Below are 20,136 nucleotides of genomic sequence, written 5' to 3' on the forward strand. Positions count from 1 at the left end.
CCGACGCGCCGCCGGACATGATCTTGAACAGCAGGTCGTCGAGCAGGCGAAGCAGTTGATCGGTGAGCGAACCCCGGGGATAGATCGGCTTGTTCAGCTCGTGCTGGGCAGCGTCGTGCGCGGCGTCGCGGTCGATGTCGATGATGGGCACGTCAACGTCGAGGGGTCAGCCAGAGGTCGTCGGTGGAGCTGACCGCGCCCGTCGCACCGGTCTGCAGCACCAGATCGAATGCCTCGGAACGGATTCGGCGGTCGGTGTAGAGGAGCACGACGACGCCGGCGTTGAACGGCGCCGTGATGATCTGCCCGATGGCGCCACCGACGCTGATGAGTACGACGGACACGACCATCGTGGTCGTCGATCCGCCGACCATCAGCATGATCTGGCCGACGAAGCTGAACGGTGCCGTCACCGCAGCCGCGACCACGCCCGCGACCACCACTGCCAGCAGGCGGATTCCGAACACGCGCCAGAAGTCGTTCTTCACCAGTGCGAAGGACCGGGTGATCGCAGGCATCACGCCGATCCGCTCCAACACGATCAACGTCGGCGCGAAACTGAGCATCGTGTATAGGTAGATCAGCAGGGCGACCAACGCCACGCCGAACAGCGCGCCGACGATGAATGCCGCTGCCGCACCGACGATCTGGTCGACGACGGCGATCAACCCGGCGACCACCGCGATCAGCACTGCGGCACCGATCGCCTCGAGTGCGGTGACACCGAGAAGCGGTAGGAGGCGTCCCCGAACCCGTTGCCATGCTTCGCCCATGCTGATCGTCGCGCCGAAAACGGCCCGTCCGACCACCACGGTGAGCAGGCCGCTGAGAATGATCCCGGCCAGGGTGGTGGTCACCATCCCCGCGAGGCTGGACAACACCAGATCGATGATCGCGGAGTTGGAGATTTCCGAGGCACCGGACTGTCCGAACGTGCCGGACGTCGTGGGCGACAGCATGCCGCTGGTGGCCATCGGCCCGATCTGGAGCAGCAGGGCCACTATTTGGGCCACCACGACGACGATGGTGGTCATGCCCAGAGTGGCCTTGGGGTTGCTGCGGATGTAGGAGATCGACGCGTTGAAGATGTCGGACAAGCCGAGCGGTCGCAGCGGAATGACACCGGGTTTCAGTGCGGGGGCAGGCGCAAAGGGCGGATGGCCGGGGTAGCCGGGATACCCCGGTGGGGCGTAGTAACCCGAGGGCGGCGGATACCCGGGCGGGGGATAGCCGGGTGGGGCATAGCCGGGCGGGGGATAGCCGGGCGGCGGGTAGCCGGGGTAGGCCATGGCGGGTGGCGGTCCGGTTGGAGCCGGCGCGTAGGCGGGCAGCGGATCCGTCGGCGGCGACGAGGCGGCTGCATCGAGTCCGTCGGCGTCGCTGCTCATGCGCCCATCCTGTCCATGCCTACGATTATTCACAACGGGCACGGCGTGCCCGGGCGTAGCGTCTACGCCATGGCAGAACTCAAGGCCCGGCTGCGCGCCGATCTCACGGTGGCGATGAAGGCAAAGGACAAGCTGACCACCGCGACGCTGCGGATGTTGATCGCGGCGATCCAGGCCGAAGAGGTGTCCGGCAAGGAGTCGCGCGAACTGTCTGACGATGACGTCCTGAAGGTGCTGGCGCGGGAGTCGCGCAAGCGTGGCGAGGCCGCCGAGATCTACGTGACGAACGGGCGTGGTGAACTCGCCGCCAACGAACGGGCCGAGGCCCAGGTCATCGACGACTATCTACCGACGCAGCTCAACGACGACGAGCTCGCCAACGTGGTGAACACCGCCATCGCCCAGATCGCCGAGGAGATCGGCCAGCGACCGGGAACCAAGCAGATGGGGCAGGTGATGAAGGCGGCCATGGCAATCGCAGAAGGCAAGGCGGACTCGGCGCGCCTCTCGGCCGCAGTCAAGGAACGGCTCTAGCCGCGTTTTCGTCGTGCCCGTAGCCGGGTAGCCATCCTGTATGACTCAATTCGGCTACACCCTCATGACAGAACAGAGCGGCCCGAAACAGCTTGTCGACTATGCGGTTTCGGCGGAACATCTCGGCTTCGACTTCGAGGTGTCCAGCGACCACTACTCACCGTGGCTCTCGGCACAGGGCCACGCCCCGAACGCCTGGGCGGTACTTGGCGCCGTGGCACACGCGACGGACCGGGTCGAACTGCTCACCTACGTGACCTGCCCGACGATCCGATATCACCCGGCGATCGTGGCGCAACAGGCCGCAACCGTGCAGATCCTCGCCGACGGGCGGTTCACGCTGGGGGTGGGCAGCGGCGAGAACCTCAACGAGCACGTCGTCGGGCAGGGCTGGCCGACCGTCAAGCGGCGCCAGGACATGTTGCGCGAGGCCATCCAGATCATCAGGGAACTGTTCACCGGCGAGGTGGTCGACTGGAAGGGCGACTACTTCGAGGTCGACTCGGCGCGGTTGTGGGACGTGCCCGACATTCCGGTGGCGATCGCCGCGGCCGTGTCGGGGGATCGTTCCGTCGAGACGTTCTCGCCGCTGGCCGACCATCTGATCGCCGTGGAGCCCGACAAGGAGCTCGTCGACGGCTGGCACGCAGCGCGACGGGGCACCGGCCTGCCCGGCGACTCCCGGGTGATCGGGCAGATCCCGATCTGTTGGGATTCCGACAAGGACGTCGCCGTCGCACGGGCTCATGACCAGTTCCGCTGGTTCGCGGGTGGGTGGGCCGTCAACTCCGACCTGCCGACGACAGCCGGATTCGCTGGGGCCACCCAGTTCGTGCGGCCGGAGGACGTGGCGTCGTCCATCCCGTGCGGGCCGGACCTCGACGCCATCGTTGACGCCGTGAGCAAGTACTGGGAGGCCGGGTTCACCGACATCGCCTTGGTCCAGGTCGGCGACGAGGGTCAGGACCGCTTCCTGAAGGAGGCGGCGCAGCCGCTACTGGAGAAACTGCGCTCGGCGGCACCCTGAAGATTGGTGGGTTGGAATCGGTTCTTTCGGGGAACACTTTGCCCGCAGCTAACCGACGAGGGAGAGCCGTGACCGGGACACTGTTTGCCACCTACATCGCCGTCGCGATCCTCGCGGCCGTCGCCGCCTACATCGTGAGCGCGCGCCTCGGCGTCGAGCGTCCACCCGCCACTGAGCGAATCGGTCTGAGCCTTGCGGCAGGAGCGTTCTGGCCCGTGATCCTGCTGGGGTTGGCGGAGGTGAGTTCGTTCGCCCTGTACGCGAAGGTGCACGAGCATGACGACGACTACCTGCGCGCCGACGCCCTGGTGTAGGTCGGCTAGTTTCCCGGACCCGGATTGACCGGGGCCGAACCAGCGCTCGGTGGCAGATGGTCCACCGCGGTCGCAGCGGTAGTGGGATTCGTCGGCGCGACCGCTGCGGGCACGGCGACGCGCGTCACGCGGGTCGGTGTCACACTGGGCGGATCCGGCGCCTGGGTGACGGGTGGCGGGGGCAACGGCTGCGCCGAGACGACGGCGATGGTCGTCGGCACCCGAGGTTCGACTGACGAACTCTCCGTGGTCGGCGACCCGCCGACCGGCACCGCCTCGTCTGGCGCGGAGTGCCACGGATCGACCGCGAAGATCGACCAAGCCGCACCGGCGATCACGGCGGCGACCGTAACGGCGAGCGCCCACTTACGCGTCCGTGGCGGGTGTGGTCGGTGCCGGAACCCGCTGAACCATTCGTCCCTCGATGCCGTCCCGAGGTTCTTGCCGTCGCGCGCCGCGACCAGCGCCGCTCCGCGTGCGAGAGCGAGCAACGCTTCGGTTGGTGCCGATACCCGTGCTCCCAGAACGCCTTCCGCCGCCGATGTGAGCGGAGCGGTGTCGTCAGCCGAACCGACCACGTAGAGCACCTTGGGTCGCCGGTCCCGGCGGTCGAGGCATTGGACGACCGCCTTCGACGAGTCGACCGAGGCATCAATCGATTCGTGCCACAGGTGTTTCTGGTCGTCGACTCTCACGACCATCGCGGTGTCACCGCTCAGGACGCAGAACGCCGAAGGGCCGGAGTCGACGCCCGACCGAGTCCGCCACGTCAGCAGCGCCTCGCCGGCGTGCCGCAACGCGACGGCTACGACGCGGTTACTGGTCGTGGCCGTTAGCGAGTTGAGCAACGCCGTCGCCGCGCCGTCGGCATCGTCGGTCCAGGTCACTCCGACTGATCGGACGTGGTAGCCATGCGCCGCCGATATCGCGCAGGTGCGCGCGACGGCATCGGATACCTGCTGAGCGATGCCCAACGCAGAAGCCCAGCTCTCGGGGTCGGTCGGGAAGGAGTCATGGTCCAGGGTGGCGCCTTCGGCGAGGCTGCCTTCCACCAGAACCATGCCCACCGCGGAGGGGGTCAACGCCACACCTAGGACCGCATCGACGTCGGCGCCGGCTTCCGGGACCGAAAACTGTTGCGGTGACATCGATGGCAACCTATCAGCGAGCTCTTTGGCGTCGTCAAATACTCTGGCGGGATTTCATGGCTACATAGAAGAAGATAGCCATGTGCCTTCGAGGTCGCCAGGGAGTGCGCCCGCGGTCGACGCGGTGCTGCCGTCTGGCAGGAGAGTTCCCGATACTGAGAAAGCCCCGACCCGGTTCTCCGGATTAGGGCTTTCATCTGCGTAAACGCTGTCGGGGTAGCGGGATTCGAACCCACGACCTCTTCGTCCCGAACGAAGCGCGCTACCAAGCTGCGCCATACCCCGCGTAGAGCCTCGACAGCGTATCGCACCGAGCCAGGCGGAAGCCAAACGCGACCCACGAACGTGGTTGGTCCCGACGCCGATGGGTAGACCAGGGCTGGGAACCGATGTCGCTGGGGGATGAATTCCGCCGCCGACGGCGTTGTAGCCAGCAAGTTCAACCGAGATCGTCTCGAGGAAAGGCATTCACATGACCGGCTTGGGAGCCACAATCTACTTCGGATTGTTCGCCGCGGCCGCGCTGTGGCTGTTCGCGACATCCGACCGTTTCAGCCGTAGCGCGTTCCAGAGCGGCGATCAGAGCCAGCGGCCCGAGCGCTCGAACTCGTGGAGAACCGAGGCCGACGCCGAAGGATCCAGCCCCTGGCTGGTCAGCCACCCCTCGTCGAAGTAGGTGTCGTTGTAGCGCTCGCCGCTGTCGGCGAGGAGCGTCACCACGGAACCGCTGCGGCCGTCAGCGATCATCTCGGCCAACAAGCCGAAGGCACCCCACACGTTGGTGCCCGTCGACGGTCCGACCTTACGGCCAAGGACGGCGCTGATGTGATGGGCTGCCGCGACCGAGGCGGCATCGGGGACGACCATCATCCGGTCGATGATGTCCGGCAGAAACGACGGCTCGACCCTGGGTCTGCCGATGCCCTCGATCCGCGACGACGCCCCCGCCACGTCGCGACGGCCCTGCGCATACGACGGAAAGAACGCCGAGTTCTCCGGGTCCACCACGCACAGTTGGGTGTCGTGGCGTCGATAGCGCAGATAGCGACCGATCGTCGCACTGGTGCCGCCGGTGCCCGCGCCGACCACGATCCAGTCGGGGATCGGGAACCGCTCTTCGTGCATCTGGTCGAAGATCGACTCGGCGATGTTGTTGTTCCCGCGCCAGTCGGTGGCGCGCTCGGCGTTGGTGAACTGGTCGAGGTAATGCCCGCCAGTTTCCTCGGCGACACGTTCGGCCTCGGCGTACACCTGCGATGACTCCGCCACGAAATGGCAACGGCCACCCTGTGATTCGATCAGCTTGATCTTCGCGCTACTCGTCGACGAGGGCATCACTGCGATGAACGGCACGCCGAGCATCGCCGCGAAGTACGCCTCGGAGACGGCCGTCGACCCCGATGACGCCTCGATGATCGTCGTGTGCTCACCGATCCAGCCGTTGCACAGCCCGTAGAGGAACAGCGACCGCGCCAGCCGGTGCTTGAGACTGCCGGTGATGTGGGTCGTCTCGTCCTTCAGATAGAGCTGGACGGTGACCCCGTCGACGCCGTCGCACCACGCCGACGGCAGCGGGTAACGCAACAGGTGGGTGTCCGCGCTTCGTCTCGCGTCGGCTTCGATCAGTCGTACCGCGTTGTCCACCCAGTCGCGTGGATGGCGGCGAACGGCGATGGAGTTCCGGTCGGTCAATGCGCCGATACCGACGGGTGCGACATGCCTGCCCGGCTGCCGAGGCTCCCTCCGCCGGTAGGCGCCGCCACCAACGTCAGCAGTGTCGCCTCCGGCCTGCAGCAGAACCGATACGGGGCGTACGGGGACGTGCCGAGTCCGGCCGATACGTGCAACTGCATGTTCGCGCCCCACCGCGACGGCCCCTTGGCCCGCGACGCGTCGAGATCGCAGTTGGTGACGAGGGCGCCCTTGAACGGCAGGCAGAGCTGTCCGCCGTGGGTGTGCCCCGCGAGCACCAGTTGGTAGCCGTCAGCGGCAAAGCGGTCGAGCACCCGCGTGTACGGCGCATGGGTGAGGCCAAGGGTCAGGTTTGCCGCCGGGCTCGCCGGACCGGCAATCGTGTCGTAGCGGTCGCGGGACAGATGGGCGTCGTCCACGCCTGCCACGGCGATGAGCTGCCCGTTGACCTCGATCTCGCGACGGGTGTGCGTCATGTCCAGCCAGCCGCGTTCGGTGAACACTGCGCGCAGATCCTGCCACGGCAGCGGCTCGCCGGTGATGCGATGCGAACGCTTGAAGAGGTAGTTCGTCGGGTTCTTCGGTTTGGGCGCGAAGTAGTCGTTGCTGCCGAAGACGAAGAGGCCAGGAACCGACAGCAGGTCGCTCAACGCCTGCACCACGGACGGCACGGCCTTCGGGTGGGCCAGGTTGTCGCCGGTGTTGATGACGAGGTCAGGATGCCAGCCGGCGAGCTCACGGATCCAGGCCTGCTTGCGGCGCTGCCCTGGCATCATGTGGAAGTCGCTGAGGTGGAGTACCCGCAGCGGCGAGGACCCCGGCGTCAGCACCGGCATGGTCGTCTCCCGCACGACGAACGCGTTGCGTTCGATCAATGTTGCGTAGGCGATCCCCGCGGCCAGCGAACCGGCGGCCATCGAGCTCACCAGGGTGGCGGATTTCCTCAAATTCGTCGAACGGGCCAGCATGAATGCAGCCTACTGCCACATCGACCGCACCCCACCGGTTACGGGGGTGGCGGCGGTGGCGGACCGAGCACCGGCACCGTAATCGGTGGCAGGCCGGGAATCAGGACGACCGTCGAACCCACGGGCGCAGGGATCGCGTTGGGATCGTTCGGGTCCATCCCCGGCGGGAGTACCCCCGGCGGCAGAGGTGGCGGTGGGGGCGGAATCCCGTTGCTGATCTGGATCGTGACGATCGAGCCAGGGACCGTCTGACCGGTCGGCGAGGTTCCGACGACCGCGCCGGTCGAAGCGGTGCTGTTGACCGGCGTGGCTTGTTCGGCGACCTGGAAGCCGGCGTCCTTCAGTCGCTGCCGAGCCAGATCCTGCGTCATCCCCGCGACGCTGGGCACCTTCGAGCCGGGCGCACCGTCGACGTAGCGCGGATCGGTCGGGGGCAGTGCCACGTCGTCGGGAGTGAACTGCTTCATCGCCGTGAACCACGTCCTGGCCGGCTCGTTGCCGCCGTACAGGTTGCCAGAACCGCACTGGCGCAGCGGGAACGAGCACAGGTCCGACGGCGAGGTCGAGTCGTCGTAGATGTAGTTGGCGGCGGCGTAGTCGCTGGTGAAGCCGAAGAAGCCCGACGACCGATGTGCCTCGGTCGTTCCCGTCTTGCCCGACACCGGGAGGTTCCATCCGACAGAGCCTGCGGCGCTGGCCGCGGTCCCGCTCTGGTCGTCCTTGCTCATGGCGTTGGCGAGCGTGTTGGCCAAGCCCTCGGGCACCACCTGCTCGCAGGTCTCGGTGGTGACCGACACCTCCTTGCCGGTGCGATCGAAGACTTTGTCGATCGGATTCGGCGGGCACCACGTGCCGCCCGAGGCGAGGGTGGCGGCGACGTTGGACAACTCGAGGGGGTTCACCTCGATGGGCCCCAGGGTGAAGGAGCCCAGATTCTGCCGCTTGACGAAGTCGGCCAGGCTCTCGTTGCTCTCCGGGTCGTAGTCGCGGGCGGTGCCGGGCAGCGCGTACGACCGCAGCCCGAGCTTGACCGCCATGTCGACGGTGCGCTGCACGCCGACCTGCGAGATCAACTTGGCGAAGGCAGTGTTTGGCGACGTCGCCAAGGCATCGGTGACGCTCAACGCGCCGCGGTAGTTGCCGTCGTTCAGAACGCACCACGTCGCCTGCGGGCAGCCCTTGGCGCCACCGCTGCCAAGGCCCTTCGCCTCGAACCGCGCAGGGGCGTCGAGTTGGGCGTTGATGCCCATGCCCATCTCAAGGGCGGCGGACGTGGTGAAGATCTTGAAGATCGACCCTGCGCCGTCACCGACCAGGGAGAACGGCTGGGGTTGCATGGTCTCGTCGGCGTCGAGGTTCAGGCCGTAGGTGCGGTTGGAGGCCATCGCCAGCACCGGATGGGACTCCTTGCCCGGCTTGATCACGTTCATCACGCTCGCGACGCCAGGCAGATCGGGTGCGGCGAAGTTGGTGATCGCCGACTTCACGGAGTTCTGGATGTCGGGGTCAAGGGTGGTCTTGATGAGATAGCCGCCCTTGGCGACCTGCTCCTTGCTGATGCCTGCGCGGGCCAGATAGTCGAGCGCGTAGTCGCAGAAGAAGGCGCGGTCGCCCGCGGCGATGCAACCGCGGGGCAGCTCGTTGGGCTGGGGAAGCACTCCGAGCGGCTCCAGCTTCGCGGCCCGCAGCGCCTCCGCCTCTTGAGGGACGTTGTCGATCATGGTGTCCAGCACCACGTTCCGACGTGCGAGGGCACCCTCGGGATTGGTGTACGGATTCAGCGTGCTCGTCGACTGCACCATGCCTGCCAGCAGCGCGGCCTGTTGCCAGTTGAGGTCTGATGCGTTGACCCCGAAGTACGTCTGCGCGGCGTCCTGCACGCCGAACGCTCCGTTGCCGAAGGACACCAGGTTCAGGTAGCGCGTCAGAATCTCCGGCTTGGTGAACGTCTTGTCCAACGTCAACGCCATGCGGATCTCGCGAAGCTTGCGGGCGGGCGTCGTCTCGATGGCGGCCCGCTTCTCCGCATCGGTCTGCGCGATCACCAACAATTGGTAGTTCTTCACGTACTGCTGCTCGATGGTCGAGCCACCGCGGGTGTCGGCCGCTCCGGACACATAACCGGAGAGGCCGGTGAGCGTGCCCTTCCAGTCGACGCCGTTGTGCTCGGCAAACCGCTTGTCCTCGATGGAGACGATCGCCAGCTTCATCGAGTTGGCGATCTGATCGCTGCGCACTTCGAACCGCCGCTGCGTGTACAGCCACGCCAGCGGATTGCCCTTTGCATCGACCATCGTCGAGACCGCTGGAACTTCGCCCTCGACCAATTGAGCTGAACCGTTGGCAACCACGTCGGACGCGCGATTGGACATCAATCCGAAGCCTCCGACGACCGGAAACATCAGCCCCGCGGCGACGATGCTGGCAAGCAGGACGCACCAGGCGAGCTTGATGACCGTGACCGCGGCGGGAGCACGCCCCGGCGGCGGCGTCGCCTGCGATCGGTCGGACATGGCTACAGAGTAGCCAGCCGGATCGTCACCAGCCTCGCAGCGGTGCTTTTAGCCGCTGAGGCAACCTTGGCGCAAGCCAGAAAAGTGCGCGAAGATGTATCACTGCACGGTCGTCCCATTAATTCGAGATTTGACTGTTGCGCAAAACCCCCCTGACCACCTAGCTTTGACTGACAGTGCGATCTAGGTAACACTCCCAATCGCAATGTGGCGTAGATCGCACTAGCGTTCTACACCGATAACTGCGCCGTCGCAGGGGGCGGCTGGACGAAGGGATCGCTGGTGTCAGGAATACGGCCCGCGGCGCGCAGGACAATCATGAGTTCCCCAGTCAACGGTGTAGTGGTCCAAGGCGCCGAAGCTGAAGCCCGCATTGCGTGGGTTTCGCAAGCTCGCTGCCGCCAGGCCGACCCCGACGAATTGTTCGTCCGCGGGGCCGCCCAGCGAAAGGCGGCCGTAATCTGCCGCCATTGCCCAGTGATCTCCGAATGCGGCGCCGATGCGCTGGACAACCGGGTCGAATTCGGGGTTTGGGGAGGCATGACCGAACGTCAGCGTCGAGCCCTGCTCAAGCAGCACCCCGAGGTGGTGTCCTGGGCGGAGTTCTTCGCGGCCCAGCGCAAACATCGCAGCGCCGTCTAAGCCGGCCAAAGAGGTCAGGCCGCGTCCGTATCGCCGGTGATCTGATCGGCGATCACGCGGAGCGCTTCCAGATCGGACACGTCGAACGGCAGCGAAGGCACGCCGACGATCGCCACATGGGGGTTGGCGCCGGTAAAGCGCGATAGCAGCCGCACTTCCCGCTTCGCCGTCTGCGCCCGATCGGCATGGATGCGCAAGACCGCCGTCGCAAGGCCATCGGCCTCCCCGTCGGCAGCCAGCTGGTCCGCCGCTTCCCTGGCCTTGTCGCTCTGCAGATCGCACAGCGTCGGGTGCGTGCGGTTGAGAATGAGTCCGGCGAGCGGCATCTTCTCACTCGACAGGCGGTCGACGAAGAACGACGCCTCCCGCAGCGCGTCCGGCTCGGCAGCCGAGATGACGACGAACTGGGTACCCCGTCGCTTCAACAACTCATAGGTGCGATCGGCCTTCTCGCGGAAACCGCTGAACGTCGAATCCAGGGCCTGCACGAAACCGGCTGCGTCGGAGAGCATCTGGGACCCCAGCACGGTCGACAGTGCCTTCATGGCCAGTCCGACGGCGCCCGTCACCAGCTTTCCGATGCCGCGCCCCGGCGCCAGCAGGAGACGCCACAGGCGACTGTCCATGAAGCTGCCGAGGCGTTTCGGCGCATCGAGGAAGTCGAGGGCATTGCGCGACGGCGGAGTGTCGACGACGACGAGATCCCACTTGTCCTCACCGAGCAGCTGGCCGAGCTTCTCCATGGCCATGTACTCCTGCGTGCCGGCGAGCGACGTGGCGACGGTTTGGTAGAACTGGTTCTCCAGAATCGCTTCCGCACGATCGCCGCCGGAGTACTGGATGACCATCTCGTCGAACGTGCGACGCATGTCGAGCATCATCGCGTGCAGTTCACCGGTCACCTCGGGGGCGAGCGGGACCCGCTGCGGCGTATTGCCGAGGTCCTTGATGCCAAGCGCCTGCGCGAGCCGCTTCGCCGGATCGATCGTGAGGACCACGACGGTGCGGCCGTACTCGGCGGCGCGCAGCGCCATCGCCGCGGCGGTGGTCGTCTTGCCGACACCGCCTGCGCCGCAACACACCACGACGCGATTGGCTCGATCCGCCAGGATCGCGGCCATGTCGAGGGCGGTGGGTGTGACGCTCATCGCGGGATCTCCTGGTGGTCTTCGCCGGCGCTCATCGGTAACTTCTGCTCTTCGCTGGCGCTCATCGCACGCCTTGCTGGCCTAGTGCTTCGGCGAGTTCGTACAGGCTGCCGAGGTCCACGCCGTCGGCTATCGCCGGTAGTTCGAGTCGCGGCATGTCGAGCGCGTCGAGTTGCACGGCGCTCTCGGTGCGGGCGCTGACGCGTGTCGCGTGCTGAATCGTCTCGGTGAGCAGCCCGGCGAAGTCGGCGTCGGCCAACGTGATTCCGGCCTTGGCCAGACCCGCCCGCACCGAGTCCGCGTCGACGTCACCCTCGGCGGCCTTGGCCAGCTCGGCGGCGTCGAGGTAGGACGGGATGTTGCGGTTGACGATGACGCTGCCGATCGGCAGGCCCATCTCCACTAGTTCGTCGATCGCCTCGAGGGTCTCTTGGATGGGTAGCGCCTCAAGAAGGGTGACGAGGTGAATGGCGGTCAGTTCGGAGTGAAGCAGCTTGACCACGCCGTCGGCCTGCGAATGCACCGGGCCGCCCTTGGCAAGGTCGGAGACGGCCTTGGTGACGTCGAGGAATCGGGCGATGCGCCCTGTCGGCGGTGAGTCCACCACTACGGCGTCGTAGCCGGGCGACTTCCCCTTCGTCTTCGCTCGTTCCTTCTCGGACCGGACCACGATCTCCTTGATCTTGCCGGTGAGGAGCACGTCGCGAAGGCCCGGCGCGATCGTCGTGGCGAACTCGACCGCGCCGATGCGCTTCATCGCCCGACCTGCGATGCCGAGGTTGTAGAACATGTCGAGGTACTCGAGGAACGCCGCTTCGGTGTCGATGGCGAGCGCGTTGACCTGCCCACCCCCATCGGCGGTCGCGATCTTCACTTCCTCGTATGGCAGCGGCGGCACGTCGAAGAGTTGCGCGATGCCCTGGCGTCCCTCGACCTCGACGAGCAGCACCTTGCGGCCTCCCGCGGCCAAGGCCAACGCGAGTGAGGCGGCGATCGTGGACTTGCCGGTGCCGCCCTTGCCGGTGACGAAGTGCAGGCGGGCCTTGCTCAATCGCGATGGCCAGCCCAGGGATGCATGGCTGTTGGCTTCGGGAACCTCGGTGGTCACCACAGCAGCCTATCCATGGCATCCCCGGTCCCAGATAGGCTCAGGCCCATGAGCGAACCGACCCGGTGGGAATACGTGACCGTGGCACTACTGACGCATGCGACCAAGCAGATTCTCGATCAGTGGGGCGAGGACGGCTGGGAGTTGGTCTCGGTGGTTCCCGGACCGACCGGCGAGCAGCTCGTCGCGTACATGAAGCGGCCCAGGTGACGGCTTCGGAACGGTTGGCGGAGCTCGGTATCGAGCTGCCTCCCGTCGTCGCACCCCTGGCCGCATACGTTCCCGCGGTGCGGACGGGAAATCTGGTCTACACCTCCGGACAGCTGCCGATGGTCGCCGGCGTGCTCGCGAAGGCGGGCAAGGTTGGCGCCGAGGTCACCTCCGAGGACGCCAAGGAGCTGGCCCGGACCTGCGCATTGAACGCGTTGGCGGCGGTGCACTCACTCGTCGGCATCGACTCGGTGACCCGCGTGGTCAAGGTGGTCGGGTTCGTCGCGTCCGCACCGGATTTCAACGGCCAGCCCGGCGTCGTCAACGGCGCGTCGCAACTCCTCGGGGACGTCTTCGGCGACGCAGGCGTCCACGCCCGCTCGGCCGTCGGAGTGTCCGAGCTGCCGTTGAATGCGCCCGTGGAGGTAGAGCTGATCGTCGAGGTGCGGTGACGCCCGGCGGGGGAGAGCGAAGCGACCGGGGGGTGAATTCGCTGCAGCACCCCGCTTACGGGAAGTTGCGGCGTGTCACCGATACCGCGTCGGTGCTGCTGTGCGACAACCCCGGCATGCTGACCCTCGACGGCACCAACACCTGGGTGTTGCAAGGCCCGGGCAGCGACGAGATGGTCGTCGTCGACCCGGGTCCCGACGACGACGAGCACGTCGAACGGATCGCGAGCCTCGGCAAGGTTCCGCTGGTGTTGATCAGCCACAAGCACGGCGACCACACCGACGCGATCGACAAGCTGGTCGAGCGCACCGGTGCGACGGTGCGGGCGGTGGGCAGTGGTTTCCTGCGCGGCCTCGGCGGTCCGCTATCCGACGGCGAGGTGATCGACGCCGCGGGCCTGCGCATCACGGTGCTGGCGACGCCGGGACACACCGCCGACTCACTGTCCTTCGTGGTCGACGACGCGGTGCTCACCGCGGACACGGTGCTCGGCCGCGGGACGACCGTCATCGACAACGAGGACGGCAGCCTTCGGGAGTACCTGGAGTCGCTGCGCCGGCTGCACGGATTGGGTCGACGCGCCGTGTTGCCAGGGCACGGGCCGGACCTCGCCGACCTCGAAGCCGTGACGCAGATGTACCTGACGCATCGCGAGGAGCGGCTCGCCCAGGTGCGTGACGCGTTGCGAGTGCTTGGTGAGGACGCGACCGCGCGACAGATCGTCGAGCACGTCTACACCGACGTCGACGAGAAGCTGTGGCCGCACGCGGAGTGGAGCGTCCAAGCCCAGCTCGACTACCTACGCAGCTGAGGAAGCGGGCACCCTGCCGGATGCTCGCTCGTTACCTCGCTCGGCGGGCCAGCCGCTCGGAGTCGCTGATCAGCACGCTCTTGCCTTCGAGGCGAATCCACCCGCGGTGGGCGAAGTCGGCGAGCGCCTTGTTGACCGTCTCGCGCGAGGCGCCGACCAACTGGGCGATCTCCTCCTGGGTCAGGTCGTGCGTCACGCGAAGCGCGCCGCCCTCCTGCGTGCCGAACCGCTGGGCGAGCTGCAGCAGCTGCTTGGCTACCCGGCCGGGCACGTCGGTGAAGATGAGGTCGGCCAGGTTGTTGTTGGTGCGGCGCAGGCGACGGGCCAGGACACGGAGCAGTTGCTCGGCGATCTCCGGTCGATCGGCGATCCACGCGCGCAGGGCATCGCGGTCCATCGACACGGCGCGCACCTCCGTGATGGTCGTCGCGCTCGAGGTACGTGGGCCTGGGTCGAAGATCGACAGCTCGCCGAACATGTCGGACGGGCCCATGATGGTGAGCAGATTCTCGCGCCCATCCGGCGAGCGGCGGCCGATCTTCACCTTGCCCGAGATGATGATGTAGAGCCGATCACCGGGCTCGCCCTCGGCGAACACCGTGTGCCCACGCGGAAAGTCGACTGGCTGCAATTGCTTGGTCAGCGCGGAGACCGCAGTCGGTTCCACTCCCTGGAAGATTCCGGCCCTCGCCAGGATCTCGTCCACGTTGCCCCTTAAGCCGTCGGAAAATATGAAACGCGAATGCCATCTGTGCTGGATGGCGAAATCATTCTAAGCGCAGGCGGCTTCGCGACGTGCCAACGCTACACACGATATGCGTGGCGAGTCGGCTGAAATTCGGGATTCGATCCGTGGTGAATGACGACGCGCGTCGGCAAACCTTGCGGCGACTGGTCGACGACGCGTGTCGAATACCCGATGTCATCGTCGTCGTCGAGCAATTCGTACGTCTCTACTTCGCCGGTTCGCGCCGCGGGTTTGGCGCAGTCTGCCCTTGCCTGTTCGAGAAATGCGTTGACGTCGGCGGGAGACACGGTGTCGTCGTCCAGGCCGGCTTCCAAGCGGTCGAGCCCGAAGGTTGCGAACATCAGCAACCCCGGGATGAACGCAACGAGCAACCAGGACACATGGCGAAGTAAACACGCCGAAGGTCTCGGTGGGATCACGAAATGCCACCGGTCCGCGCTTACACTTGTCGGTTCCGTCAGTAGGCTTGCTCCGTGGCAGCGCGCGCAGTGGTGAACCCCAGATCCACCAAATACGACACCGAGACTCACGTCGGCCTGGTTCGCCGCGCGCGGCGGATGAATCGCGCGCTCTCGCAAGCCTTTCCGCACGTCTACTGCGAGCTCGACTTCACCAACCCGCTGGAGTTGACCGTCGCGACGATTCTGTCGGCGCAGAGCACCGACAAGGGCGTCAATCTCACCACGCCGGCGCTGTTCGCGAAGTACCGCACGGCGGCGGACTACGCAGGCGCCGACCGCGAGGAACTCGAGGCCATGGTCCGGCCCACCGGCTTCTACCGCAACAAGGCGAATTCGCTGATGCGGTTGGGCCAGGAGTTGGTCGCACGGTTCGACGGCGAGGTGCCCTGCACGCTCGACGAGTTGGTGACGCTGCCGGGAGTCGGCCGCAAGACCGCCAACGTGATCCTCGGCAACGCCTTCGACATCCCCGGGATCACGGTCGACACCCACTTCGGCAGATTGGTGCGCCGTTGGCGCTGGACCGAACTCGAGGACCCGGTCAAGGTCGAGTTCGCGATCGGTGACTTGATTCCTCGCAAGGAGTGGACGCTGCTCAGTCACCGGGTGATCTTTCACGGCCGCCGGGTGTGTCATGCCAAGAAGCCGGCCTGCGGCGTGTGCGTGCTGGCCAAGGACTGTCCGTCGTTCGGGCTGGGCCCCACGGATCCGCTCGCCGCCGCCGCGCTGGTGAAGGGGCCCGAGACGGAACACCTGCTGGCGCTGGCCGGACTTTAGGGCACCAACGACCCCCATGCGTGCGTCAACCAGATGGACCGTGGCGGTGCTCGTCGTCATCGTGGCGCTGGGCGTCGCGTTGTGGCGCGAGGTCGGCGCCGATGATTCCGGTGGTGGGGGCAACGGCGGCGGTGCGCCGTCGGCGGGCAAGTCCCGCGAGCACCGCGACGCCGACACGCTGGAGGCGCTGGCAGGCCCCCGGGACCGGGCCGACCTTCCGCCATGCCCGACGGGCGCGGCGGGCGCCAGCCCGGAAGCGCTGCGCGACGTCACGGTCGAATGTGCCGCCGACGGCAGTCGAGTCGACGTCGGACGCGTCGTGGCAGGTCGCAACGTCGTGCTGAATCTGTGGGCGTACTGGTGCGGCCCCTGCGCCGACGAACTGCCTGCGATGGCCGAGTATCAGCGTCGGATGGGATCGGCCGTCACCGTGCTGACCGTGCACCAGGACGAGAACGAGACCGCGGCGCTCCTGCGCCTGGCCGAGCTCGGCGTCCGACTTCCCACCCTGCAGGACGGTCGACGGCTGGTGGCTGCAGCGCTGAAGGTGCCCAACGTCATGCCCGCGACAGTCGTCCTTCGCTCGGACGGTACGGTGGCCGAAATCCTGCCGCGCTCGTTCACCAGCGCCGATGAGATCGCGGCGGCGGTGAATCCAGGGATGGGAGTGCGGGGTTGATCTCCAACGGTGACGGGGGACCACACGCTCCTCTCGATGCCGCAGCAGCCCCGTCTTGGCTGAAACCGCTGCTCGACAACGTCGCTGACGTGCCGCGCGCCTACCGCAGGCGGGTACCCGCCGAGGTGCTCGCAGCGATCAAGGTCGCCAGTGAAGTGGAGGAAGCCACCGCGACGCTGACCGGAGCCAAGCGCGACGCCGCGGTGCTCGTCCTGTTCTCGGGGCCATTCGACTCGCCGTCCGGCGGCCTGCCAGAGAACGCCGACCTGCTGGTCACCGTGCGGGCGTCGACGTTGCGCCACCATGCGGGACAGGCCGCCTTCCCCGGTGGCGCGGCCGACCCCGGTGACGACGGACCCGTCGGCACCGCGTTGCGGGAGGCCCGCGAGGAGACCGGCATCGACACCACCCGGTTGCAACCCCTGATCACGCTCGATCGGATGTTCATCCCACCGTCGGGTTTTCACGTCGTGCCCGTGCTCGCCTACTCGCCCGACCCCGGACCGGTGGACGTGGTCGACGAACGTGAGACGGCGATCGTCGCCCGCGTCCCCGTCCGCGCCTTCATCAACCCCGCGAATCGGTTGATGGTGTACCGCAAGGAGACCACCACCCGGTTTGCCGGGCCCGCTTTCCTGCTCAATCAGATGCTCGTCTGGGGTTTCACCGGCCAGGTCATCTCCGCCATCCTCGACGTCGCGGGCTGGGCGGAGCCCTGGGACGCGAACAACGTGCGCGAATTGGATGCGGCAATGGCACTCGTCGGTGGCGGCAGCGATTACCGTGAGGGCCAACAATGACATCGTCGCAGTGGCTCGATCTGGCCGTCCTCGCCATCGCCTTCGTCGCCGCCGTTTCCGGCTGGCGCTCCGGGGCGCTTGGCTCGCTGCTGTCCTTCGTCGGTGTCATCCTCGGCGCCGTCGCAGGTGTGCTTCTTGCGCCGCACGTCGTCGGCCACGTCGACGGGCCGCGGACCAAGCTGTTCGTCGCGCTGTTCCTGATCCTCGGGCTCGTCGTGATCGGCGAGATCGCGGGAGTCGTCCTCGGCCGGGCCGTGCGAGGCGCCATCCGGAACGGGGGATTGCGCACCTTCGACTCGTTCGTCGGGGTCGCACTGCAACTCGTCGCGGTATTGGTGGCGGCGTGGCTGCTTGCCACTCCGCTCACGTCCTCGGATCAGCCCAATCTCGCAGCGGCCGTGCGTGGTTCGCGCGTGCTGTCCACCGTCAATGACGTCGCGCCCGCATGGCTGAAGCGGGTGCCGACCCGGCTGTCGTCGCTGTTGGACACCTCTGGGCTGCCCGACGTACTGCAGCCGTTCGGCCGCACCCCGATCGTGAACGTCGACGCGCCCAACGCGGCATTGGCGAACGATCCCGTCGTCGCCGCCACCCGGCCGAGCGTGCTGAAGATCCGCGGGGTGGCGACGAGTTGCCAGAAGGTGCTCGAGGGAAGCGGTTTCGTCGTCGCACCCAACCGGGTGATGTCGAATGCGCACGTCGTCGCGGGATCGGACAGCGTGACGGTCGAGGCCGACGGCAAGTCGTACGACGCGACCGTGGTGTCATACGACCCGAACGCCGACATCTCCATTCTCGACGTGCCCGACCTGCCGTCGACCCCGCTTCAGTTCGACATGCAGGAAGCGCCGACGGGTACCGACGCGGTGGTCATGGGGTATCCCGGCGGCGGGGAGTTCACCGCCACCCCCGGACGCATCCGCGAGATCATCCAGCTCAACGGCCCCGACATCTACCACACCACGACGGTGACCCGTGAGGTCTACACCATCAGAGGCACTGTCCGGCAGGGCAATTCAGGTGGACCGCTGATCGACAAGGACGGCAAGGTGCTTGGCGTGGTGTTCGGCGCGGCGGTCGACGACGCGGATACGGGCTTCGTGCTGACCTCCAACGAGGTGGCCAAGCAGATGGCGAAGGTCGGCAACAGCCAGCGGGTGTCCACCGACACCTGCATTTCCTGAGTCAGCCGCCGTAGACGCCCGCGAGGAACCGCGTCATCTGTTCGTTGACGAGGTCGGGATCCTCCTCGTGCGCGAAATGCCCAGAGCCTGCGATGGATACGTACCGTCCGTGCGGAGCGAACCGCTGCGTGCGGCGCACTGGGTCGGCCAGCACGTACGGGTCGGCGTCGCCACGCATGTGCAGTACCGGCACCGCCAGCGGGCTCTTCATCGACCGCATGAAACGTCGTCCCTCACCGCGCAGTTGGCTGCGAACCGCCCAACGCTGATACTCCAACGCAGAATGCGCCGCCGACGGGATCTGGATGGCCCGCCGCATGTGCCGGATGGTCTCCGAGAAGTCCTCGGAGGCAAGCCATTTGGCGCCTGCTCTGCTGCGAACGACGGCCTCCAACTCGGCAGCGTCGTCGCGCGTCAGTGACCGCTCCGGCCAGAAGGGTGGCTGGTAGCGCAGCATCCACGGCAGCAGGGCCAGGCCCTGGTCTCGGCGCGTCAGCGCGGACGCGCGAAGCGCCAGCGGATGCGGTGAGCTGACGACGGCGATGGCCCGCACCGCCCGGGGGTGCAGCACCGAGGTCGCCCAGCAGACGAGCCCGCCATCGGCATGCCCGACCAGCGTCGCCGTCTCGTGCCCGAGCGCGCGAATCAGCCCCGCGGTGTCACCTGCCAACGTCCAGCCGTCGTAGCCGCGAGGCGGCTTGTCACTGCCGCCGTAACCACGCAGATCGACGGCCACCACCCGCGCGCCGGACAATCCGCGGAGCTGATGACGCCAGGACCACCAGAACGAGCCAAAGCCGTGCAAGAGGACCACCAGCGGCAGGTCGGCACCCTGCGCCGAATCCTCCGCTCGCGGGTTGGCCTCGACGACGTGAAACCGAATCCCGTTGGCGTGCACGTCCATATGCCGCCAGGGACCGGCAATCCGCGTGACCGACGGATCAGGCGGCGGCTGTCGTATACCGCCTCGGGTCATTACCAGCCGGATGGATCGGTGGTCGACGCGGCGCCATTGACGGACGCAGGCTTGGACGGCTTGTCACCGCCGGGCACCAGGGCGACCCGTGCCTCCTTGACCGACTCGATCGTCTTCTGCGGGCCCCTGATCTTGCGGACCTTCAGGAAGCCGAGGAGGGCCAGCAGTCCGGTGGTCAGCACCATCAATCCGAACACGATGAGATCGGCCGCCCACTTCTGCAGCCACAGGTCCAGCAGATCTGCGACGAAGAAGAAGAAGAAGAACGTCGAATAGAACAGGACGACGAGCGCGAGGATGAAGTAGACGCTGCCCGTCAGGCCCTTCTTGACGTCCCTGGTGATCTCGGCCCGCGCGAGTTCGACTTCTGCACGCACCAGCGTCGACATCTGAGACGTCGCGTCCTTGACCAGATCCCCGACGGAGGGATCGGGCTTTGGCGCATGCGGATCGACCAGCGGAATCGAGGCCAACGTCGTCGGAACGCCGCTCTTGCGGTCGCCATTGCTCACGGACACGTCCTCCCCGCTTTGATGTGTTCCCGCTATTCGTGGC

General features: G+C 66.8%; 22 protein-coding genes, 1 tRNA gene and 1 pseudogene. 11 read left to right on the forward strand and 13 right to left on the reverse strand.

Features of this window, described 5'->3' with window-relative positions:
- Together QOD90_RS09610 and QOD90_RS09615 are read right to left on the reverse strand one after the other, a co-directional pair.
- Window positions 1-151, reverse strand: a pseudogene (locus QOD90_RS09610) (DUF4129 domain-containing protein); the annotation flags it as partial.
- 1 nt (window position 152) lies between these two features.
- Window positions 153-1,388: a DUF7847 domain-containing protein gene (locus QOD90_RS09615; protein WP_526349009.1), complete on the reverse strand. Its 1,236-nt coding sequence runs from the start codon at window positions 1,386-1,388 to the stop codon at window positions 153-155.
- A gap of 69 nt (window positions 1,389-1,457) precedes the next feature.
- Here QOD90_RS09615 and QOD90_RS09620 point away from each other — a divergent pair, with 69 nt between their 5' ends.
- From QOD90_RS09620 to QOD90_RS09630, 3 genes are all read left to right on the forward strand, one after another.
- Window positions 1,458-1,922 carry a GatB/YqeY domain-containing protein gene (locus QOD90_RS09620; RefSeq protein WP_526349011.1) on the forward strand — a complete coding sequence of 155 codons (465 nt, stop codon included), beginning with the start codon at window positions 1,458-1,460 and terminating at the stop codon, window positions 1,920-1,922.
- Window positions 1,923-1,962: 40 nt separating this feature from the next.
- On the forward strand, window positions 1,963-2,949 hold the full coding sequence (locus QOD90_RS09625; RefSeq protein WP_526349013.1) for an LLM class F420-dependent oxidoreductase: 987 nt from the start codon (window positions 1,963-1,965) through the stop codon (window positions 2,947-2,949).
- Between the two features lie 68 nt (window positions 2,950-3,017).
- Window positions 3,018-3,263 (forward strand): hypothetical protein, encoded by a 246-nt coding sequence (locus tag QOD90_RS09630; protein WP_526349015.1) that lies wholly within the window; start codon window positions 3,018-3,020, stop codon window positions 3,261-3,263.
- Between the two features lie 5 nt (window positions 3,264-3,268).
- On the opposite strand, the gene QOD90_RS09635 is transcribed toward QOD90_RS09630, so the two are convergent.
- The 5 genes from QOD90_RS09635 to ponA2 form a co-directional block, all read right to left on the reverse strand.
- The gene (locus QOD90_RS09635) at window positions 3,269-4,411 is read right to left on the reverse strand and encodes a DUF7159 family protein (RefSeq protein WP_526349017.1); all 1,143 of its coding nucleotides are present in this window, start codon (window positions 4,409-4,411) and stop codon (window positions 3,269-3,271) included.
- A gap of 211 nt (window positions 4,412-4,622) precedes the next feature.
- Window positions 4,623-4,696, reverse strand: a tRNA-Pro gene (locus QOD90_RS09640).
- A gap of 294 nt (window positions 4,697-4,990) precedes the next feature.
- Entirely contained in the window at window positions 4,991-6,103 is a 1,113-nt protein-coding gene (cds1, locus tag QOD90_RS09645; RefSeq protein ID WP_526349019.1) for an L-cysteine desulfhydrase Cds1, read from the reverse strand.
- Window positions 6,100-7,071 carry a metallophosphoesterase gene (locus QOD90_RS09650; RefSeq protein ID WP_526349021.1) on the reverse strand — a complete coding sequence of 324 codons (972 nt, stop codon included), beginning with the start codon at window positions 7,069-7,071 and terminating at the stop codon, window positions 6,100-6,102. Before QOD90_RS09650 ends, cds1 begins: the two co-directional genes overlap by 4 nt.
- A 38-nt stretch (window positions 7,072-7,109) precedes the next feature.
- The gene (ponA2, locus tag QOD90_RS09655) at window positions 7,110-9,584 is read right to left on the reverse strand and encodes a transglycosylase/D,D-transpeptidase PonA2 (RefSeq protein WP_526349023.1); all 2,475 of its coding nucleotides are present in this window, start codon (window positions 9,582-9,584) and stop codon (window positions 7,110-7,112) included.
- A gap of 282 nt (window positions 9,585-9,866) precedes the next feature.
- Between ponA2 and QOD90_RS09660 the strand changes: the two genes are divergently transcribed.
- The gene (locus tag QOD90_RS09660; protein WP_526349025.1) at window positions 9,867-10,226 is read left to right on the forward strand and encodes a WhiB family transcriptional regulator; all 360 of its coding nucleotides are present in this window, start codon (window positions 9,867-9,869) and stop codon (window positions 10,224-10,226) included.
- Window positions 10,227-10,240: 14 nt separating this feature from the next.
- On the opposite strand, the gene bagB is transcribed toward QOD90_RS09660, so the two are convergent.
- Complete coding sequence (bagB, locus tag QOD90_RS09665) at window positions 10,241-11,374, reverse strand: ATPase BagB (RefSeq protein WP_526349027.1); 1,134 nt, start codon at window positions 11,372-11,374, stop codon at window positions 10,241-10,243.
- A 61-nt stretch (window positions 11,375-11,435) separates the two neighbouring features.
- Window positions 11,436-12,482, reverse strand: coding sequence for an ATPase BagA (gene bagA / locus QOD90_RS09670; RefSeq protein ID WP_526349029.1), 1,047 nt, complete (start codon window positions 12,480-12,482; stop codon window positions 11,436-11,438).
- A 48-nt stretch (window positions 12,483-12,530) separates the two neighbouring features.
- Here bagA and sp36 point away from each other — a divergent pair, with 48 nt between their 5' ends.
- From sp36 to QOD90_RS09685, 3 genes are read left to right on the forward strand one after another with little or no spacing between them, the layout of a single operon-like run.
- A complete protein-coding gene (sp36, locus tag QOD90_RS09675; RefSeq protein ID WP_163742191.1) occupies window positions 12,531-12,692 on the forward strand; it encodes a Sp36 family protein in 162 nt (53 codons plus the stop codon).
- The gene (locus QOD90_RS09680) at window positions 12,689-13,144 is read left to right on the forward strand and encodes a RidA family protein (RefSeq protein WP_526349031.1); all 456 of its coding nucleotides are present in this window, start codon (window positions 12,689-12,691) and stop codon (window positions 13,142-13,144) included. Before sp36 ends, QOD90_RS09680 begins: the two co-directional genes overlap by 4 nt.
- A gap of 32 nt (window positions 13,145-13,176) precedes the next feature.
- Complete coding sequence (locus tag QOD90_RS09685; RefSeq protein WP_526349033.1) at window positions 13,177-13,956, forward strand: MBL fold metallo-hydrolase; 780 nt, start codon at window positions 13,177-13,179, stop codon at window positions 13,954-13,956.
- Between the two features lie 31 nt (window positions 13,957-13,987).
- On the opposite strand, the gene crp is transcribed toward QOD90_RS09685, so the two are convergent.
- Window positions 13,988-14,662: a cAMP-activated global transcriptional regulator CRP gene (gene crp / locus QOD90_RS09690; protein WP_003883807.1), complete on the reverse strand. Its 675-nt coding sequence runs from the start codon at window positions 14,660-14,662 to the stop codon at window positions 13,988-13,990.
- Between the two features lie 98 nt (window positions 14,663-14,760).
- Window positions 14,761-15,084, reverse strand: coding sequence for a hypothetical protein (locus tag QOD90_RS09695; protein ID WP_526349035.1), 324 nt, complete (start codon window positions 15,082-15,084; stop codon window positions 14,761-14,763).
- Window positions 15,085-15,261: 177 nt separating this feature from the next.
- On the opposite strand from QOD90_RS09695, the gene nth reads away from it, so the two are divergent.
- From nth to marP, 4 genes are read left to right on the forward strand one after another with little or no spacing between them, the layout of a single operon-like run.
- Complete coding sequence (gene nth / locus QOD90_RS09700) at window positions 15,262-15,942, forward strand: endonuclease III (protein WP_526349077.1); 681 nt, start codon at window positions 15,262-15,264, stop codon at window positions 15,940-15,942.
- A gap of 16 nt (window positions 15,943-15,958) precedes the next feature.
- Window positions 15,959-16,621, forward strand: a complete 663-nt coding sequence (locus QOD90_RS09705; RefSeq protein ID WP_526349037.1) for a TlpA family protein disulfide reductase — start codon at window positions 15,959-15,961, stop codon at window positions 16,619-16,621.
- The gene (locus QOD90_RS09710) at window positions 16,621-17,421 is read left to right on the forward strand and encodes an NUDIX hydrolase (protein ID WP_526349079.1); all 801 of its coding nucleotides are present in this window, start codon (window positions 16,621-16,623) and stop codon (window positions 17,419-17,421) included. The genes QOD90_RS09705 and QOD90_RS09710 overlap by 1 nt, the downstream gene beginning before the upstream one ends.
- Window positions 17,418-18,605 (forward strand): acid resistance serine protease MarP, encoded by a 1,188-nt coding sequence (gene marP / locus QOD90_RS09715; protein ID WP_526349039.1) that lies wholly within the window; start codon window positions 17,418-17,420, stop codon window positions 18,603-18,605. Before QOD90_RS09710 ends, marP begins: the two co-directional genes overlap by 4 nt.
- Before the next feature lies 1 nt (window position 18,606).
- On the opposite strand, the gene QOD90_RS09720 is transcribed toward marP, so the two are convergent.
- Together QOD90_RS09720 and QOD90_RS09725 are read right to left on the reverse strand one after the other, a co-directional pair.
- Window positions 18,607-19,581: an alpha/beta fold hydrolase gene (locus QOD90_RS09720; RefSeq protein WP_526349041.1), complete on the reverse strand. Its 975-nt coding sequence runs from the start codon at window positions 19,579-19,581 to the stop codon at window positions 18,607-18,609.
- The gene (locus QOD90_RS09725) at window positions 19,581-20,093 is read right to left on the reverse strand and encodes a phage holin family protein (protein ID WP_526349043.1); all 513 of its coding nucleotides are present in this window, start codon (window positions 20,091-20,093) and stop codon (window positions 19,581-19,583) included. The genes QOD90_RS09720 and QOD90_RS09725 overlap by 1 nt, the downstream gene beginning before the upstream one ends.
- Window positions 20,094-20,136: the final 43 nt, after the last annotated feature.

This window comes from Mycobacterium sp., from assembly GCF_032161845.1.
Taxonomy (GTDB): Bacteria; Actinomycetota; Actinomycetes; order Mycobacteriales; family Mycobacteriaceae; genus Mycobacterium.

Excerpts from the sequence above, each read along its gene's own strand:
- QOD90_RS09615 (WP_526349009.1), bottom strand. The coding sequence starts at position 1,388 with ATGAGCAGCGACGCCGACGGACTCGATGCAGCCGCCTCGTCGCCGCCG.
- QOD90_RS09620 (WP_526349011.1), top strand. The coding sequence starts at position 1,458 with ATGGCAGAACTCAAGGCCCGGCTGCGCGCCGATCTCACGGTGGCGATG.
- QOD90_RS09625 (WP_526349013.1), top strand. The coding sequence starts at position 1,963 with ATGACTCAATTCGGCTACACCCTCATGACAGAACAGAGCGGCCCGAAA.
- QOD90_RS09635 (WP_526349017.1), bottom strand. The coding sequence starts at position 4,411 with ATGTCACCGCAACAGTTTTCGGTCCCGGAAGCCGGCGCCGACGTCGAT.
- QOD90_RS09650 (WP_526349021.1), bottom strand. The coding sequence starts at position 7,071 with ATGCTGGCCCGTTCGACGAATTTGAGGAAATCCGCCACCCTGGTGAGC.
- ponA2 (WP_526349023.1), bottom strand. The coding sequence starts at position 9,584 with ATGTCCGACCGATCGCAGGCGACGCCGCCGCCGGGGCGTGCTCCCGCC.
- bagB (WP_526349027.1), bottom strand. The coding sequence starts at position 11,374 with ATGAGCGTCACACCCACCGCCCTCGACATGGCCGCGATCCTGGCGGAT.
- sp36 (WP_163742191.1), top strand. The coding sequence starts at position 12,531 with ATGAGCGAACCGACCCGGTGGGAATACGTGACCGTGGCACTACTGACG.
- nth (WP_526349077.1), top strand. The coding sequence starts at position 15,262 with ATGAATCGCGCGCTCTCGCAAGCCTTTCCGCACGTCTACTGCGAGCTC.
- QOD90_RS09705 (WP_526349037.1), top strand. The coding sequence starts at position 15,959 with ATGCGTGCGTCAACCAGATGGACCGTGGCGGTGCTCGTCGTCATCGTG.
- marP (WP_526349039.1), top strand. The coding sequence starts at position 17,418 with ATGACATCGTCGCAGTGGCTCGATCTGGCCGTCCTCGCCATCGCCTTC.
- QOD90_RS09720 (WP_526349041.1), bottom strand. The coding sequence starts at position 19,581 with ATGACCCGAGGCGGTATACGACAGCCGCCGCCTGATCCGTCGGTCACG.